Genomic DNA, 15,283 nt, shown 5'->3' on the forward strand with positions numbered 1-15,283 from the left:
GGGTAGTTCAATCTCCGGCTGCAAGCCATCAACGAGCGCTGTTTGCTCCCTCGATGAGGTCCGTAATCTTGTTCGCCAGATCGGCCATGACGAACGGTTTGGTGATGACTTCCATACCCGGCGGGAGGTGCCCGTTCCCCACCACGGCATTTTCCGCGAAACCCGTGACAAACAAGACTTTCAGATCAGGCCGGAAAATGCGCGCCGCGTCGGCGACCTGGCGACCGTTCATACCGCCTGGCAAGCCAACGTCGGTGATCAGAAGGTCTATCCTCGTATCGGATTCCAAGATCTTCAACCCGGACTGGCCATCCGAGGCCTCAATAGAAGCGTAGCCCGCCTCCTCGAGAATATCGACGATGAGCATGCGCACGGTCGGCTCGTCATCGATGACCAGGACCGTTTCGCCAGCGCCTGACGCCGCGATACTTGTATCGTTTGGCTCATCCTCGTCGACGGCACCGACATGACGAGGCAGGTAAAGGCACATGGTCGTGCCTTCGCCCGGCTCGCTGTAGACGCGAACCTGTCCGCCCGACTGGCGAACGAAGCCATGAATCATGGAAAGTCCCAACCCAGTCCCCTGCCCGATCGGTTTGGTGGTGAAGAAGGGATCGAAAATTCGATCGACGATCTCCTTTGGAATGCCCGTGCCGCTATCGGTCACGCAGATGGAGATGTACTGGCCCGGCGTAAGATCACGCTCGCGCGCGCCGCGCTCGTCGAGCCACTTGTTGGCCGTCTCGATCGTGATCCGCCCCCCATCCGGCATGGCATCGCGCGCGTTGATGGCGAGATTGAGCAGGGCGCTTTCAAGCTGCGCGGCGTCGACCCTCGCGGGCCACAGGCCCCCTGCGCCGACCACCTCGACCGCAATTGCCGGACCCACCGTGCGGCCGATGAGGTCTTCCATGCCGCGGACGAGACGGTTGATGTCCGTCGGCCTGGGATCGAGTGTCTGCCGACGTGAAAAAGCCAGCAACCGCTGGGTCAACGATGCCGCGCGCTGGGCCGAGGACTGTGCCCCCTTCAAGAACCGCTCGAGGCCTTCGGTACGCCCCTGTGCCATTCGTCGCTCGATGATTTCGAGGCTGCCGCTGATGCCGGCAAGCAGGTTGTTGAAGTCGTGCGCAATGCCGCCGGTGAGTTGGCCGACCGCCTCCATCTTTTGCGCCTGACGCAGGGCGTCTTCGGCTGCCGCAAGGGCCCTGACGCTTTCCTTCTGATCGGTGACATCACGCCCATAGGCATAGACAAGGCCGCCTTCCATCGCCGTATGCCAGGAAATCCAGCGATAGTTCCCCGCGCGGGTGCGAAAGCGATTTTCGTAACCTGTGAGATCTCCATCGGCGAGCGCCGCCGCCAGGGCCTGTGTGCTGGGGCCGAGATCTTCGTCGGCAATGAAATCGGCAAATGGACGGCCGGCGACCTCCTCGCTCGGATACCCGAAAACGACCTCCCATGATGGACTGACCGAACGAAATACGCCTTCGGCGTCAACGACCACGATCAAGTCCCGGCTGTGAAGCCATATGCGATCGGCGCGTCTCCGTTCGGCGTCGAGCGCGGCAATGTTGCCAAGCGCGCCGCTGACCTGCCCGGCAATCAGGCGAGCGAAATCGGCGATCTCCGGATCGTTCCGACGATAGGGATTGAGACCGAGGATCAGAGTGCCGAACGGCGACTGATCGGCCGTACCCGGGATCGGGAGGACCAGCGCTTCGCGCGGCGGGATATCCCAGGCCCCGGTCGGCCAGGAACGATCGACATCCAGAGCGATTGCCAGAGTGCCCGTCGTGCCGATCACGTCTGCCGGCCACTCGATGTCACCCATGTTGCCGACGTCCGGGGTGCATCCGGTAATCTCGATGCGTTCGCCGCTGGCAAGACCCAACAGTACGAAGGGGAAGTCACGCCGATTGGCTGCGAAGATGTCGCAAACCGCTTCCCGGACCTGAGACCGATCGGTAGCTCCCACGAGGTTCATACCGAGCCGCCGGAGCGTATCGAGGCGGCGTTCGCCGATAACGCGCTCGGTCTCCTCGTTCACGATGCAGAGCATGCCCTTGACGGCTCCGGACTCATCATAGAGCGGGCTGTAGGAGAAGCTGTGGTATGTTTCCTCCGGATAGCCGCTCCGCTCGAGCAACAGCAGCAACGCCTGGTTCCATGTCGCTTCGCCCGCACGCACGCGCGCGACCTGATCGGCGACGTCAGCGTAGACTTCCGACCATACCTCGTGGAAGGGCCGGCCGAGCGCAGTAGGGTGCTTGATCCCCAGCGTCGGAACATAGGCATCGTTATAGAAGAAGCAGAGATCGTCGCCCCAACCCAGCCACATCTCGAAGCGCGAGGTGAGCAGCATGCGAAGGGGTATTTTCAGGCCATCCGGCCAGAGGCACGGATCCCCTAGCGGAGTGGCTGTCCAATCGCGCTCGCGCATCTGCTGCGCCATCACCGACTTGCCCGGGAAGATGACCTCCAAGTCGGCGTTCAAAGTCTGCGTCATGTGCCCCCACGTCCTTCGGCGACCCTATAACGCTCGAAGGCCCGTTTCGATGCAACATCCCGGCGAGTCTGCTCACCAAGCACGGGCCGTTTTCAGGCGGCGAGCACGGCGAAGCAAACGACCGCTATATCGGCGATCCCTATCTGGCTGGATCAGCTGTTCCGAGCTAAGGGGTGCCATGCTCGACCGGAATGATCGATGAGCTTGGAACCGCTCGCGAAAAAGGTCGCCGAAAGCTTGGCCCGCCATCAATCGCGCGGCTTGGTTGACGACGCCAAAGGTATGAGGGACGTGATCATTCACGGGCACATAGACCTCGTCGGCGTCGCGAGCGACGTGCTGACAGCTTCGATCGCGGTATTGAAACCGGCAAGGAAATCCTGGGGCGGGTGGTTCGTCTTGAGAGCGGACGCGCGGCGAAGGCTTCTAAGAAACGAACGAGAGCTCGAGCGGTTGGCCGAAAAGCTCGAGAACGCGAGCAACGATGCCGAGGCAGCAATCATACGCCTGAAATCGCGAGAGATTAGCTGCTAGCCGTTTTCGATGGCAGTATCGAAGTCGAATATTGCGAGAGCGTCACGAGACAGACTGCGCTCGCGAACCGAGACGCGGGATGGCCTGCCGATAGGTGGTCACGGCAGTCAATCGTTCTTCGATCAATGTCAGCGCCGCATCGGCATTCGTTCCGGCGCCGCAAACGAAGATATCGACGGCAGCGACGCCCGTTTCCGGCCAAGTGTGGATGGAAATGTGGGATTCGGCCAACAGGGCCACACCAGTGATGCCCATTCCGGGCCCGAAGGGATGCAGCTTGACGTCGAGCACCTTTACCGCGGCCGCGGCCGCGGCATCGCGCAGCGTCCGCTCGATCCATTCGAGATCGTCGAGGCGGCTGCCTCTTGCGAGGTCCGCGATGAGATGCAGGCCGGCGGCGGAAGCGGGGTGCGGCATTTCAGAGCAGACTTTCGAACGAATGGCCAAGATGCTTCATGGCGCCTTCCGCGGCCGCGACACCGCGATAGTGCGCTTCCTCGAATAGCGAGACGCCGCTGATGTCGGAATGGGCGCGGAAAATAGGCGCCGGCGAATTCTGTGCGGCAAGGCGCGCCGGCTCGGTCAGGAAGCCCGGCGTCGGCCGTATCATCGCGTGACCCCAGCGCCACACGTCGATCCGGGTGATCGCACCGGCAAGTTCGGGATGAAGGCCCAGCAGATCATCGCGCACAACGCGCTGCCAATCGGCGAGCGTCTGGCCGAGCATGGCCTGCCGCTCCGACTGCGGCAGGTGATGCGATAGCGGCATATACCAGGTGAGCACCGTCGGACCGTCGGCACTGCTCGACGCCTGATGCGTCGCGACGACATAGCCCAGCGAATCGCTGGCCGCCGAAACATTATCCCAGGCGAGCGGAACACCGTCGCCACGCGGATGGTGGCTGACGCTGACATTAGCGACCACCCACGGCGCATAGCTGAAGCCGCCGCTGATTCCTGCTTCGGGCAGCAGACGTGCCGCGACGAACTGCGGCATGGCCACGACTACCGCGCGCGCGCGCATACGAAAGCTGCGGCCGCGCCGGTGGTCGAAGCAATCGGCAAGCACGCCCTCGCCGTCGCGCTGCAACCGGAATACCGAGCATCCCTTGCGGATCTTCGCCGCGATGGGCTCCGCCATTCGCTTCGCCAGTCGATCGTTTCCCTCGGGCCAGGTCAGCTCACGGTCGCCGTCCCCGTTCGCCGCCCAGCCGCGGCGCGAGGCGAAATAGTGGATGCCCGCCCAGGCGGAAACATGCTCGGGCTCGGTGCCATAGTCGTCGCGGCAGCAATAGCGTACATAGGCGCGCAAAAGCGGCGATCGCCAGCCCTGCCCGTCCAACCAGCTTGCAAAGCTCTGTCGGTCGAGCTCGGTGAAGTGTGGATCAATGCTCGAATAGGCCAGAGGAATGGCGAAGGCTGGTTTGCCGTCGCTCCCCGTCGCGTCGCGGAACCTGGCCATGGCCTGATCGAACGCACGACGCTGGGCGAGGTCGGCTTCCGTCAGCCCGCTCTGGGGAAACAGCCCTTCCTGCCATCTTCCGCGCCAGAAGAGGCGCTCCTCCAGATCGGCGCAGAGCTGGTAGGGATCGTAGACCGGGGCGCCTTCCCGCTCGCCGACGATCATGCCGAAGCGCTGCAGCATGTGGCACAGCGCCTTCGCTTCGCGGTTGGGCACAGGCAGATAGTGCGCGCCAAGCGGATAGGCCGAGATGGCGTTACGGCCCGAACGGGCATTGCCGCCGGTCTGGTCCTCGAGCTCGCACAGCACGAAGTCGTCGAAGCCAGCCTCGGCCAGCGTCCAGCCGGTCGCCAGCCCGGCAACCCCGCCGCCAGCGATGAGTACGCCCACTTCGGCTTCCACGCCTTCGGGCTCGGCAAACTTCCTGTCGCGCAGTTGGTGCCCGCGGACGTAGTCCGCACCGCCAAGCTCGCCCGGCATGATCGCAGCGCCGCCGCTGCAACCTCCGACGACCAGGACCCCGGCGGAAGCCGCCAGCACTTCGCGCCGGCTGAAGTCAGCCCTCATATCCGCCCCACTCGGCGGCGAAACTACGCACCAGTGCCTGGTTGTCGAGGCGGTTCACCGGCGTGGGGCGGCGCGCCATGTCGGGCGGGAAATCGAACATGAGCCGTTCGCTCGACGGCGTCAGAAAACGCAGACCGGCAGGCAGGCTGACCGCATCGGAGATCGGGCGATGGGCGGCGAGCGTGAAGCCCCACTCGCCAAAACTCGGCACATAGGCGTGATAGCCCCGCGATGAGAGCCCCGCAGCTTCGAGCGTGCTGGCGACGGTCCAGTAGGAGCGCGGCGCGACGAGCGGCGAAGTGCTCTGAACCGTCATCATCCCGGACGGGGCCAGCAGCCGCGCGACTTCGCGGTAGAAGCTTTCCGTATAAAGCTTGCCCAACGAGAATTCGGTAGGATCGGGAAAATCGACGATGACGGCGTCAAAACGCGCCCTCTCGCGACGGACCCACTGGAAGGCATCGTCATTGATCACGCGCAGCTTCGGCGAGGCCAGCGAGCCGCGGTTGAGCGCGGCGAGTTGGGGCGTGTCGCGAAACAGCCTGGTCATCTCGGGATCGAGATCGACCAGCGTCACCGACCGCACCCGTGGGTCGCGCAGCACCTCGCGCGCCGCAAGGCCGTCGCCGCCGCCCAGGATCAGCACGGCGCGCGGGTCGGCGACGCGGCCGAGCACGGGCCAGACCAGCGCCTCATGATAGCGGTATTCATCACGCGAGGAGAACTGGAGGTTGCCGTTGAGATAGAGGCGAAGGTCGCTTCCCCGCCGCGTCAGCACTACGCGCTGATAGGGCGTCGACCGGGCATAGATCACCGGCTCGCCATAGAAGGCGACCTCGGACCAGCGCTGAAGGCGCTCGGCATAGGCCAGCCCGGCGAGGAGCGCCGCGGCGACGAGGCCTGCGGTGATAAGGTCGAAGGCGATGCGGCGACTGCGGCGCAGCGAGACGAGCAGGGCGATCGCGACGGCGACGTTGGCGAGACCGAAGACGAAGCCGGTCCGCATCATTCCGAGCCAGGGCACCAGCACGAGCGGGAACAGTAGCGAGGCTATCAGCGCGCCTACGTAGTCGTAGGTCAGCACGTTCGATACCAGCTCGCGCAGCGCGAAGCGGTGCCGCAGGATACGGATCAGCAGCGGTATTTCGAGTCCGACGAATATGCCGATAGCCAGGACCAGTGCGTAAAGCGGTACGCGGAAATCGTAGACCAGCGGAAACAGAAGGAAGAGCCCCGCCGCCGACCAGCCGCCGATGAGAGCAATCAGGATCTCGATGCGGATGAAGGCGCCCAACTCGTCCTCCCGGACGAACCGCGACAGCCAGCTTCCGACGCCCATGGCGAAGAGATAGGTGCCGATGACCGTCGAGAACTGGGTAACGCTGTCGCCCAGCAGGTAGCTGGCCAGCGTTCCGGCCAGAAGCTCGTAGATGAGCCCGCAGGTCGCGACGACGAGGACAGAGACGAGCAGGATGATCGCGAGAAAACGCGGAGCCTGTTCTGCCGGCTCCGCGCCGGGCATGTCAGCCATGGACGGCGGCAGCGATGATGCTCGAGATGCCGATGGCCACCGCGCCCGCCAGCAAGGCGACCGCCATGTTCTGGCGCTCGATGATCTCCTTCCAGAGTTCGCCTGGGGTCAGCTTGTCGACGAGGACGAAGCTGACGATGAAGATGACGATACCAAGCCCCGCATAGAGCAGGGTCGCAAGAAAGACTTCGAGTGAGACCATGGTTCGGCTCCTTCAGCGCGGTTTATTTGTGGGTCGGTCCGTAGTGGGCGGCCTGATTGTCGCGCTTGCCGTCGGCAAAGGGCGACCAGGCGTAGTAAGACGAGACGGCGGAGCTCGCGGTCATCAAAAGGCACCAGGCAGCGAACAGGACGCTTCGTTTGCTCATCTAATCCTCCCCTCGACTACGATACCAGGCGATGAGCCCCGGCAGGCCGAACAGGCCGAAAAGAAGCGCAAAATAGTTGCTCCATATCAAGCCGCCGGCATCCGCCTTTATGTAGACCGAAACGGCCTCGGGCGCTGACCAGGGGCTCGATGCGCTCTGGTAGCTCGTCCCGTCCGTCCAGCTATGGGCCGAAGTATCGACGACGATGTCATAGGTACCGCGCGGCACGCCCGCGAACTTGGTCACGGTCTGGTGGCTGCCCTCGGTCCAATCGCCGTCGGAATCGCGGCCGGCGTAATATTCGACAGTGCCGCTGGCCTCGATCGACTGCTGGGTCTGGCGGTCGACCAGGCTGTAGTCGAGATCGACCCAGCGGTTGGTGAAATCGGTGGTTCTCGCGGTTACGGTCACGAACTGATAGGGGCGGTTGATCACAAGGCTGCCGACTGTCGTGCTTTTCTCGGGGCCGTCGACGGCGATTTGCACCGAATTCGAGACGCTGCTGGTGCCGTAACCGAATGCCGCCATGATCAGCAGGATCAGGAGGCTCGTGCCCGCCGCCAGCAGGAACATGACGGAAAGATCGCTTTCGCGCATTCCGTCGGCTTGCTGATAGCGCGAACCCATGCGCGACATGAGGCCGTTCGTCGGCGCCGCGCCGGCACCCTCTGGCGCGGCAGTGGCCAGGCCAAAGGCAACGAGCAGGTCGTGTTCCCGCAACCCGACAAGCTGCGTCCAGTTAGCCTCGTCGGTACCCCACTCGACCGAGAGCGTCTCGTCGCCGCGGCTGTATGTCATCGCCTGGACGCTGTCCCCGGCACGCACCCGCCAGTAGAATTCGCCGACCACACGATCGGTGGTCGTGGCCGCGGGCGGATAGTCGCGCGTGAAGCGGCGCCCCCCGCCAGGTCACGCTGTCGTTGTCGCCGTCGGGCTGGTCGAAAAGCATCGTGCCGTACTGCCAGTCGCCCTCGGCGTGGACGAGCCAGCGGTAGCCGGCATAGGGATTGAACAGAAGGTATTCGCTCCAGTTCGCCTCCCCGTCGCCGCGCGAGAGATAGCCAACCACTTCCCACTCGACCTCAAACAGATTGCCCCGGCTGCCAAGCGGCAAGGGCAGGCTGAGCGCGGCCTGATGATACTCCTCGATCACCTTCACGTCGGGATTGGCGACGTCGAGCACCGAGCCGCAATACTGACAGGCCACCGTCACCGAATAGCCCGCGGCCTTGATCGCGATAGTGCCGCCGCAGGAAGGACAGGTGATGCTGTGGGCCGCTGTCACCGCACGGCCTCCGGGATCGTCCAACCCTCGATCGTCCTGAGATTCGCGGGTTTCAATTCGGCAAGGTCGTAGTAGCCGCCCAGCCAGGCTTGCGTGCCCTGCTTGTCGCGCTGCAGGTTGAGCGCGGCGCCGTCCTGGCTGCGGAAATCGATGCTGGTCATCGCCCAGTCAGGCGGTGTCGGAAACGGGAGATCGCCTTCGCCGCCGAGGCATTGCGCCTCCTTGATGTCGGTAGCCCGGAAGGTCCGGCCCGCGGCTTGCAGCTCGACGCCACGCTCCAGCGCCCCGCCGGCAGCGAATTGCGCGACCAGCGGCGCATCGAGCGCGGCGGGAAGTTCCTTGAGCAGCATGAAACTGCCCATGGCTTCGCCCAGCCAGCGCGTTTGCCCGTCGCTGCCCTGAAGCAGCCATTCGTTCCACGAGCCGTCGCTCCAGCCCCAGCGGACCCGGCCGACGACCGTGAAGAGCACCTCATCCGATTTGACGGTGGTACCGAGTTGGATCGGCGAGACGTCGAAGGGCAGCACGGCGGTCTTGCCGATCGCGCGCAGGTCCTCGCCCTCGCGCAGAATCAGGGTCTGGCAATAGGAGCAGACGGCATAGGGCATCGCGGCGCCGCGCAGCGGCACCTCTGACCCGCAGGACGGGCAATTCAGTCGTGACATCAGCCCCCCAAATGTCCCGGCGCGCCGGTGATCGCCCTACTTGATGCGAGCCAGCAGTTCGGCTTTCTTGGCGTCGAATTCTTCCTGGCTCAAGGCACCTATTGTGACGAGCTTATGAAGCTTCTCGATCAGCGCGAATGGGTCTTCGTCAGCCGCCGCTGCAGCCGGCGTTGCGGGGGCGGGAGCGGCGGCTGGCGCCGAGACGACACCTGCGAGGCTCTGCGACATCGCGCCGCCAAGCGCGGCGGCCGCGCCGATCCCCGCACCCAGGCCTGCGAGACCGCCTTCCTGTCCGGCTGCCTTTTCGATCGCCTCTGCCGTCTGGAACTTGGTGTAGCGATCGAGATCGCCGATGACGCGCATCGAGCTGCCCTTGTCGAGATGCGCCTGAACCTCCTCGGGCAGCGAGACGTTCTCGACATAGAAACTCAGGCAGCCCAGCCCCCACTGCGCGAAGGTCTTGTCGACCTCGATCTTGATCTGGTCGGACAGTTTCTGCTGGTTGGAAGCGAGATCGAGAAAGGGAATGCCGCTTCCGCCCAGGGCGGTGGCGATCGCGGTCTGGATCGCCGCGCGCAGTTGCGGTTCGAGGCTGGCGACGCTCACTTCGCCCAGCGTGCCCAGCAGGCGCGAAGCGAAAGGCTCGAGCTCCGCGATGCGGAACGAATAGGTGCCGAAGGCGCGCAGCCGCATCGCGCCGAACTCCGCGTCGCGGACCGTGATGGGCTGCGCCGTGCCCCACTTGAGCCCGAGATGCTCCTTCATCGAGAAGAACACGACGTCGGACTTGAACGGCGAGTTGAACGCCTTGTCCCAGTTCTTCAGGTCGGTGAGGATCGGAAGGTTTGCCGTCGTCAGCCGGTGCAGCCCGGGCCCGAAATAGTCGGCGAGCTTACCCTCGTTGAGAAAGGCCGCCATCTGGGTTTCGCGCACCGTGAGCTGCGCACCCGTCTGGATTTCATGATCGGCGAAGGGCACACGCCAAGCCAGCTGGCCGGGCTGTTCCAGCCATTCGATGACGTCGACGAACTGTTTCTTGAGAAATTCGAGCATCGGTTTCTGCACCAGGCCGTGATTCAAAGAGACTGCAAGTTTAAGTCGGCCGCGGCACTTGGCAAGGCGTACGATATGGCGCCGCTTGCGCGAGCATCATAGAGTTAAGTCACTCAAATACGTCCGTGTGATGACGTGAGTTTTTCGCGCGTCGGGATACCAACCACGTAGCCGGCGCGGCAAAGGTCACAATGAAAGCCAGGCCCTATCATACCGCCAGCTTACAACATCCAGTGTCCTCTTTCAGATCGGTGAAGGGCGAGCTTGAACGACCAGGATATCGGCAATGCCTGCCACAGGATTCAGCGAAAGCCTCCCCGCCGGCGTTCTTGCTGTTCGCCAATCGGCCTGGCCCTGACCCTCACGAATCAGGGCCGGACCTGGTCACAGATGCATCGTCGCCTCAACGCCGACGATACGCGGGTTACCCCAAGTGAACTGGGTGGTGTTGCCCGCGTTCGAGTTGCCGTAGGTCGTATAGGCTTGGTTGAAGAGATTGTTCGCGAAGACCTCCAGCCTAAACCGATCGTCGGATGTCTTGAAGCCAATCCGCGCGTTGACCAGCCAGTACGCATTGCCGACAGAGTCAGGCAGGCAGGTAACTCCCGATACCTGGCCCGCGGCACATGGAGCACCCGACACCTGCCAGAGAACGCTGCTCGAATGACTGGCCAGCGCGTTCGCGACAAGGTTCAGTCCCTCGGTGACAGGCTGATCGAGGTTGGCACTGAAGCTCGCCTGGAACTCAGGGGAATTGATCATCTGATGCCCGCTTAGGTCGAAACCGCTGAGAACCGGCGTATCCGGAAGTTTGAAGTCCTTGTATTTGGCATTGAGATATCCGGCGTTAGCCGACAGCGTCAGCGACTGCATCACGCGCCAGCTCAAGCTGCCTTCGACGCCATAGGTGCGCGCGCTGGGCGCATTGACGATCGTGAGGATGATGCTGTTGGCAAACTCGGGCCTGACGTGGCCCGCGGTCTGAAGGTTCTTGTAGCTGTTGTAGAAGACATCTGCGGTCAGCTGAACCTTGTGGTCGAGCACCTGGGTTTTGAAACCGCCTTCGAAGGTGTCGACGGTCTCGCCTTTGAAAATGCTGCCGGAGGACGCATAATAGACGCCGTCAACTACGAAGGCGCTGGCATTGGCGACCGGGTTGACGCCACCCGACTTGAAGCCCCTCGCCCAGCGCACGTAGACGTTTCCGCCGTCCGGAAGCTTGTAGCTGAGGGTTGCCGAAGGGATGAACTTCTTCTCGACGGCCGTGACCGGCGGACCGGCGGCCGGGCCGAACGAGTTGGGAGCCAACCCATAGAACTGGGCAGTGTTCTTCTCGTGGACGTAGCGGCCCGACGCCGTCAGCGTAAGATTGTCCGTAAAGTTGAACGATGCCTGGGCGTAGGCCGACCAGTTCTTGACCTTGTCGGTCGAGCGGGCCGTCGGCGATGGGGGAATGACGCCGCCGAAGAGATAAACGTCGGTATAGCCCTTGAAATAGTTGTCCAGATAGGTGCCGCCGGCGATGAACTGGAACGGTCCGTCGAGGTGCGAGACCGCGCGCAGCTCCTGGTAGAAGAAGTGCTTGTCGTTCTTCACCAATGCGGCGGTGAAGGCATAAGAACTGGCTCCGAGGTCATCGATGAACTGGGTGTTTTGTGCCCGGTATGCCGTGATCGACGACAGATCGACGCTATCCGTGCTGAGCACCGCCGTCGACGAGACGCCCCAGTCCTTCAATCTGACGAAACCGGGCGTGCCGTTCGAAACGGTGAACTTGGGCGGATTTCCCTGAAGGAAATTGGCGGGGAAGGCAGCCGTGTTGGCCTGGCCGCCCAGTTCTCCGACGAGGAAGCCAAACAGGCCGAGGAACTGCTGCTGCTCATAGGCAGGCGAGTTCTGCCACTGAGCATTGCCCTGGCTGTCGTCTTTCTTCGAATAGTCGCCGGCGAAGGTCACCTTGAAGCTGTCCGACGGCTTGATCAGCAGCTTGCCGTCGACCGCCCAGAAATTCTGATTGCCGACGTCGTTGTTCTTCTGAGCGGAGTTGAACAGCGCGGCCGACTGATCCGGGGTCGTGCCAAATACGCCCTTCGTGAACATGGCCGCGGTATAGGGCGCGGCCGGCGCGGTGTTTTGGAAGTAGGGATCGCTGTAGCGCCGCTGCCCGGCTACACTGAGAGCCACCTTGTCGCTAATGATCGGAACGGTGACATAGCCGTCCGCCTCGATCGAGTTGTGCGACGCGTAGCTGAGCCTGACGTCTGCATGAGGCGCGTTTAGATCCGGCTGGCGCGTGATGATGTTGATAACGCCGCCCGTCGAGTTGCGGCCATAGAGACCGCCCTGCGCGCCCTTCAACACCTCGACGCGCTCGACGTCGACGAAGTTGTTGACCATCGAGCCATAGATACGCGGCACGTCATCGATAAAGGTCGTCACACTTGGATCGGCGCCGACGAATTCGGCATTGCCGACCCCGCGGATGAACACCATCGTGTAGCCGTTCGAGTCCGAAACATTGTAACCAGGCGTCGTGAACTGCAAGTCGGTGATCTGCTTGATGCCGGCAGCCTGCAGCTGGTCTCCAGTCGTGGCCTGGATTGCCAGGGGCACGTCGAGCACGCTTTGCTCACGGCGCCCCGCGGTAACGACGATTTCGTCGACGCCGGTGTTCTTCGTGCCACTGCTGGTTTGATCGTCGGCGAAGGCCGGCGTTGCAAACAGCAACGCGACGGTCGAAGCCGGCGCCACCCAATGAATGCAAACGGTAAGGGCGTTCTTCATGCGCGTCTCCCTTTCCGGTCGACACCTTCGCATATGGGTGCCGTCACGGTTGGTAACGCCCTATCACCCGTGTTCGATCATTATGCCGGGACACAACACTGCGCCATAAAATTAGTCAGGCTTGAACGCGAATGCGCTCAAGCCGTTGCATAATGGTAACATCGGGTATCATAAAGGTACCCGCCACTGCATCGCAGACCTTAGCTCGATGGTCGGCGAAGGCGGTCAAATACAATCCCCCGGAGCGCACTGACGTGCTCCCCGGGGGACCAGCGACGAGGACTTACTTGTTGCCCCCGGACCCAGGCGCCTGCTGCTGCGCGGCGGTCTGCTGGATCTGGCCTTCGGTCATCGCCGACATCACGGCATTGCCGCTGGCCGAGAAGTTGCCGGCCGGCAGCAACGCGGTCGTATCGCCGACCTTGACCAGCATTTGCTGCACTTCGCCGCGGCCGTTGGTGAACAGCTGGCGGACCTTGCCGATGCGCTCGCCGTCGGGGGCGAGAACCGGCATGCCGCGCGTCACCTGAAAGCCGCCCTGGCCCGAGCCGCTGGCGTCGCCGTCGCCACTGATGGGGCCGAGCGCGCCGGCGCCGCCACCCGAACCCGAAGCGCTGCCCGAACCCGACAGCGTGCCGGTCAGGCTGCTGGTGAGGCCGCCGGTGAGACCGCCGACGCTGGAGAGCGCGCCGCTCGAAGCGCCACCGGCGGTGCCGCGCGCGGACTGCGCAGCGCCGCTCGCTGCATCCGTTGCCGCATCGCGGGCCGACTGGGCCGTGCCACGCACCGCATCGGTGCCGAGCAGCTGGGCGTCGAGGCTGCCCGAGCCGCTGCCGCTGGCATTGCCAGCGGCGTTGCCGCTGATCATGCGGGTCGGCGTCGCGACCGTCTGAGCGATGTCGCCGCCGCCGGTGGCGCTGGCGCTGCGGTCCGCGTGGACCTGGCCGCTCTTGCGATTGACGCTCTGGGTGCCGCTGGTCGAACCCGCATTGCGCAGCGTGCCGCTGGTCGAGGAGCGGACCGAGTCCACCGTCGAACCGATCGAACCCGCGCCGCCCAGCGTGCCGCCGATCGTTCCGTTCAGCGAACCGCCCAGTCCGCCACCGAGCCCGCCGCCGAGCAGCTGGGCGTGGGCGGGGGCAGTCGTAAGCATCAGAGCCGTGGTGATTATGATGATGTTGCGCATTGTGCTTATCCTTTTGCTCGATTTCGTGGAGTGCATTTTGCTTCCACAGAGCAAACGACAGCCCGGTTCGGTTTAATCCACCGGGCGCACGATTTTTATCGTGAGCGGCGGCATGAGCCGCAGAGAAGGCCACGGCCATAGGTAGAATCGGGGCCTTTGCGGCCGAGATCGACCGCCTCGCGGTCGAGCGCGCCGATAGTGCCGTCGCCGGAAATCAAAGCGGCCGCTCGCGCCGCGACCAGCGGGGCTGCGTAGGACGTGCCGCGCACCCGCACCCATCGGCCCGCCGAATTGACCGCGACCATGTCGGCGCCGGGGGCAGCATAGTCGAGATGCAGCGCGCGCCCGGCTTCGATCAGCGCACGGTTGCCGCCGTCCACACCCGTCACCGCGATGACGCCGGGATAGGATGCCGGATAGGCCGGCGGAGCGGCCGGGCCGTCATTGCCGACAGCCGCAACGATGAGCGTACCGCGGCGGCGCGCAGCGGCGATAGCCTGGCCGAGCAGCGGATTGCTCGGACCCACGAGGCTGATCGAAATGACTTTCGCACGCAGGCCGATCAGCCAGTCGAGCGCCCGGCTGATCGCAAGCGCATTCCCCCCGGCCGGATCGGCGCCATAGACATCGGCAAGAGCGATACGGCGCACGCCCGCGCCGCGTAGCAGCGACGCCGTGGCGCTGCCGTGATCGCTGGCGCGCGGCGCGCCCGCGACGAAGCCGCGAACGGGTCCGGCCATCGTCCCCGATCCCACGCCGCCGTCGATGAGGCCAACCTGGGTGTCGATCGCCGGAGCGCCGGCAACGCCCGAGCCACCCGTTGCGGCAGCGGAACCGCCTGCGGGCAGATGGATGCTGTCCGACGCGATGCTGGCCTGCGGCAGCAGCTTGCGTAGCGCTGCCTGCGCACGGGCAAGCGGCATGCGATCAGGCGCGCCGAGCCGGGCGACGCCGATGCCGAGCTCGCCGAGCGTCTCGCGCCCCAGTAGGGTAAAGCCCCCGCCCTGGGCCGCGGCGATGTCGGCGTCCGTGGGATCGAGCAACAGCAGTTCGCCCTTGCGCGCCGGATTGCCGGCGTCATCGAATTCGATGCTGTCGCGATTTCGGCGCACCAGATCGCTCAGCCGCGAGACGCGCTGCTCGGCCAATCTGGCTGCGCCCGAAACCGTTTGCCGGGCAGCCTGCTCTATCGGGTCGAGCGTGCGGTCCACTGTACCGAGGACATTGCCTACCGTCCCACCGAGCGGCGGCACGCCGAGCTGGGCGGCAACGGGGGCAGCGGCGCCTGCCACGCCGATGGCCATCAGAATCGCAAGCCGGTTTCGCATGGGCCTTTTCC

General features: G+C 64.1%; 14 protein-coding genes. 1 reads left to right on the forward strand and 13 read right to left on the reverse strand.

Translation table 11 applies throughout. The annotated features are described in order from the left end of the window. Positions 1 to 28: 28 nt before the first annotated feature. Positions 29 to 2,509, reverse strand: coding sequence for a PAS domain-containing protein (locus tag KRR38_RS17720; RefSeq protein WP_254514860.1), 2,481 nt, complete (start codon positions 2,507 to 2,509; stop codon positions 29 to 31). Between the two features lie 198 nt (positions 2,510 to 2,707). Here KRR38_RS17720 and KRR38_RS17725 point away from each other — a divergent pair, with 198 nt between their 5' ends. Beyond that, positions 2,708 to 3,043 (forward strand): hypothetical protein, encoded by a 336-nt coding sequence (locus KRR38_RS17725; protein WP_217404055.1) that lies wholly within the window; start codon positions 2,708 to 2,710, stop codon positions 3,041 to 3,043. A gap of 42 nt (positions 3,044 to 3,085) precedes the next feature. Here the strand turns inward: KRR38_RS17725 and speD are convergent, their stop codons facing one another. The 12 genes from speD to KRR38_RS17785 form a co-directional block, all read right to left on the reverse strand. Further along, positions 3,086 to 3,490, reverse strand: a complete 405-nt coding sequence (speD, locus tag KRR38_RS17730) for an adenosylmethionine decarboxylase (protein WP_254514861.1) — start codon at positions 3,488 to 3,490, stop codon at positions 3,086 to 3,088. Continuing rightward, the gene (locus tag KRR38_RS17735) at positions 3,462 to 5,072 is read right to left on the reverse strand and encodes an FAD-dependent oxidoreductase (protein ID WP_217404057.1); all 1,611 of its coding nucleotides are present in this window, start codon (positions 5,070 to 5,072) and stop codon (positions 3,462 to 3,464) included. Before KRR38_RS17735 ends, speD begins: the two co-directional genes overlap by 29 nt. After that, positions 5,062 to 6,603, reverse strand: coding sequence for a polyamine aminopropyltransferase (locus KRR38_RS17740; protein ID WP_217404059.1), 1,542 nt, complete (start codon positions 6,601 to 6,603; stop codon positions 5,062 to 5,064). The genes KRR38_RS17735 and KRR38_RS17740 overlap by 11 nt, the downstream gene beginning before the upstream one ends. Continuing rightward, positions 6,596 to 6,805 carry a DUF350 domain-containing protein gene (locus KRR38_RS17745; RefSeq protein ID WP_217404061.1) on the reverse strand — a complete coding sequence of 70 codons (210 nt, stop codon included), beginning with the start codon at positions 6,803 to 6,805 and terminating at the stop codon, positions 6,596 to 6,598. The genes KRR38_RS17740 and KRR38_RS17745 overlap by 8 nt, the downstream gene beginning before the upstream one ends. Positions 6,806 to 6,827: 22 nt before the next feature. Further along, on the reverse strand, positions 6,828 to 6,971 hold the full coding sequence (locus KRR38_RS17750) for a hypothetical protein (protein WP_217404063.1): 144 nt from the start codon (positions 6,969 to 6,971) through the stop codon (positions 6,828 to 6,830). Beyond that, entirely contained in the window at positions 6,972 to 7,769 is a 798-nt protein-coding gene (locus KRR38_RS17755; protein ID WP_217404065.1) for a hypothetical protein, read from the reverse strand. Beyond that, positions 7,711 to 8,256, reverse strand: a complete 546-nt coding sequence (locus tag KRR38_RS17760) for a DUF4178 domain-containing protein (protein ID WP_217404067.1) — start codon at positions 8,254 to 8,256, stop codon at positions 7,711 to 7,713. The genes KRR38_RS17755 and KRR38_RS17760 overlap by 59 nt, the downstream gene beginning before the upstream one ends. After that, positions 8,253 to 8,921, reverse strand: coding sequence for a DUF4178 domain-containing protein (locus tag KRR38_RS17765; protein ID WP_217404069.1), 669 nt, complete (start codon positions 8,919 to 8,921; stop codon positions 8,253 to 8,255). The genes KRR38_RS17760 and KRR38_RS17765 overlap by 4 nt, the downstream gene beginning before the upstream one ends. Before the next feature lie 36 nt (positions 8,922 to 8,957). Then, the gene (locus KRR38_RS17770) at positions 8,958 to 9,974 is read right to left on the reverse strand and encodes an SPFH domain-containing protein (protein ID WP_217404071.1); all 1,017 of its coding nucleotides are present in this window, start codon (positions 9,972 to 9,974) and stop codon (positions 8,958 to 8,960) included. A 384-nt stretch (positions 9,975 to 10,358) separates the two neighbouring features. Continuing rightward, positions 10,359 to 12,758, reverse strand: a complete 2,400-nt coding sequence (locus KRR38_RS17775) for a TonB-dependent receptor (protein ID WP_217404073.1) — start codon at positions 12,756 to 12,758, stop codon at positions 10,359 to 10,361. A 283-nt stretch (positions 12,759 to 13,041) separates the two neighbouring features. Next, positions 13,042 to 13,944 (reverse strand): hypothetical protein, encoded by a 903-nt coding sequence (locus KRR38_RS17780; RefSeq protein WP_217404075.1) that lies wholly within the window; start codon positions 13,942 to 13,944, stop codon positions 13,042 to 13,044. A 95-nt stretch (positions 13,945 to 14,039) separates the two neighbouring features. Next, positions 14,040 to 15,272, reverse strand: coding sequence for a S8 family serine peptidase (locus tag KRR38_RS17785; RefSeq protein ID WP_217404077.1), 1,233 nt, complete (start codon positions 15,270 to 15,272; stop codon positions 14,040 to 14,042). Between the last annotated feature and the right edge of the window lie 11 nt (positions 15,273 to 15,283).

Source organism: Novosphingobium sp. G106 (genome assembly GCF_019075875.1).
In the GTDB taxonomy this organism is placed as follows: Bacteria; Pseudomonadota; Alphaproteobacteria; order Sphingomonadales; family Sphingomonadaceae; genus Novosphingobium.

Bases quoted from the DNA above. Each gene is read 5' to 3' on its own strand.
- KRR38_RS17740 (WP_217404059.1), bottom strand. From the start codon at position 6,603: ATGGCTGACATGCCCGGCGCGGAGCCGGCAGAACAGGCTCCGCGTTTT.
- KRR38_RS17755 (WP_217404065.1), bottom strand. From the start codon at position 7,769: ATGACATACAGCCGCGGCGACGAGACGCTCTCGGTCGAGTGGGGTACC.
- KRR38_RS17770 (WP_217404071.1), bottom strand. From the start codon at position 9,974: ATGCTCGAATTTCTCAAGAAACAGTTCGTCGACGTCATCGAATGGCTG.
- KRR38_RS17725 (WP_217404055.1), top strand. From the start codon at position 2,708: ATGAGCTTGGAACCGCTCGCGAAAAAGGTCGCCGAAAGCTTGGCCCGC.
- KRR38_RS17735 (WP_217404057.1), bottom strand. From the start codon at position 5,072: ATGAGGGCTGACTTCAGCCGGCGCGAAGTGCTGGCGGCTTCCGCCGGG.
- KRR38_RS17765 (WP_217404069.1), bottom strand. From the start codon at position 8,921: ATGTCACGACTGAATTGCCCGTCCTGCGGGTCAGAGGTGCCGCTGCGC.
- KRR38_RS17720 (WP_254514860.1), bottom strand. From the start codon at position 2,509: ATGACGCAGACTTTGAACGCCGACTTGGAGGTCATCTTCCCGGGCAAG.
- KRR38_RS17745 (WP_217404061.1), bottom strand. From the start codon at position 6,805: ATGGTCTCACTCGAAGTCTTTCTTGCGACCCTGCTCTATGCGGGGCTT.
- KRR38_RS17775 (WP_217404073.1), bottom strand. From the start codon at position 12,758: ATGAAGAACGCCCTTACCGTTTGCATTCATTGGGTGGCGCCGGCTTCG.
- KRR38_RS17780 (WP_217404075.1), bottom strand. From the start codon at position 13,944: ATGCGCAACATCATCATAATCACCACGGCTCTGATGCTTACGACTGCC.
- KRR38_RS17750 (WP_217404063.1), bottom strand. From the start codon at position 6,971: ATGAGCAAACGAAGCGTCCTGTTCGCTGCCTGGTGCCTTTTGATGACC.
- KRR38_RS17785 (WP_217404077.1), bottom strand. From the start codon at position 15,272: ATGCGAAACCGGCTTGCGATTCTGATGGCCATCGGCGTGGCAGGCGCC.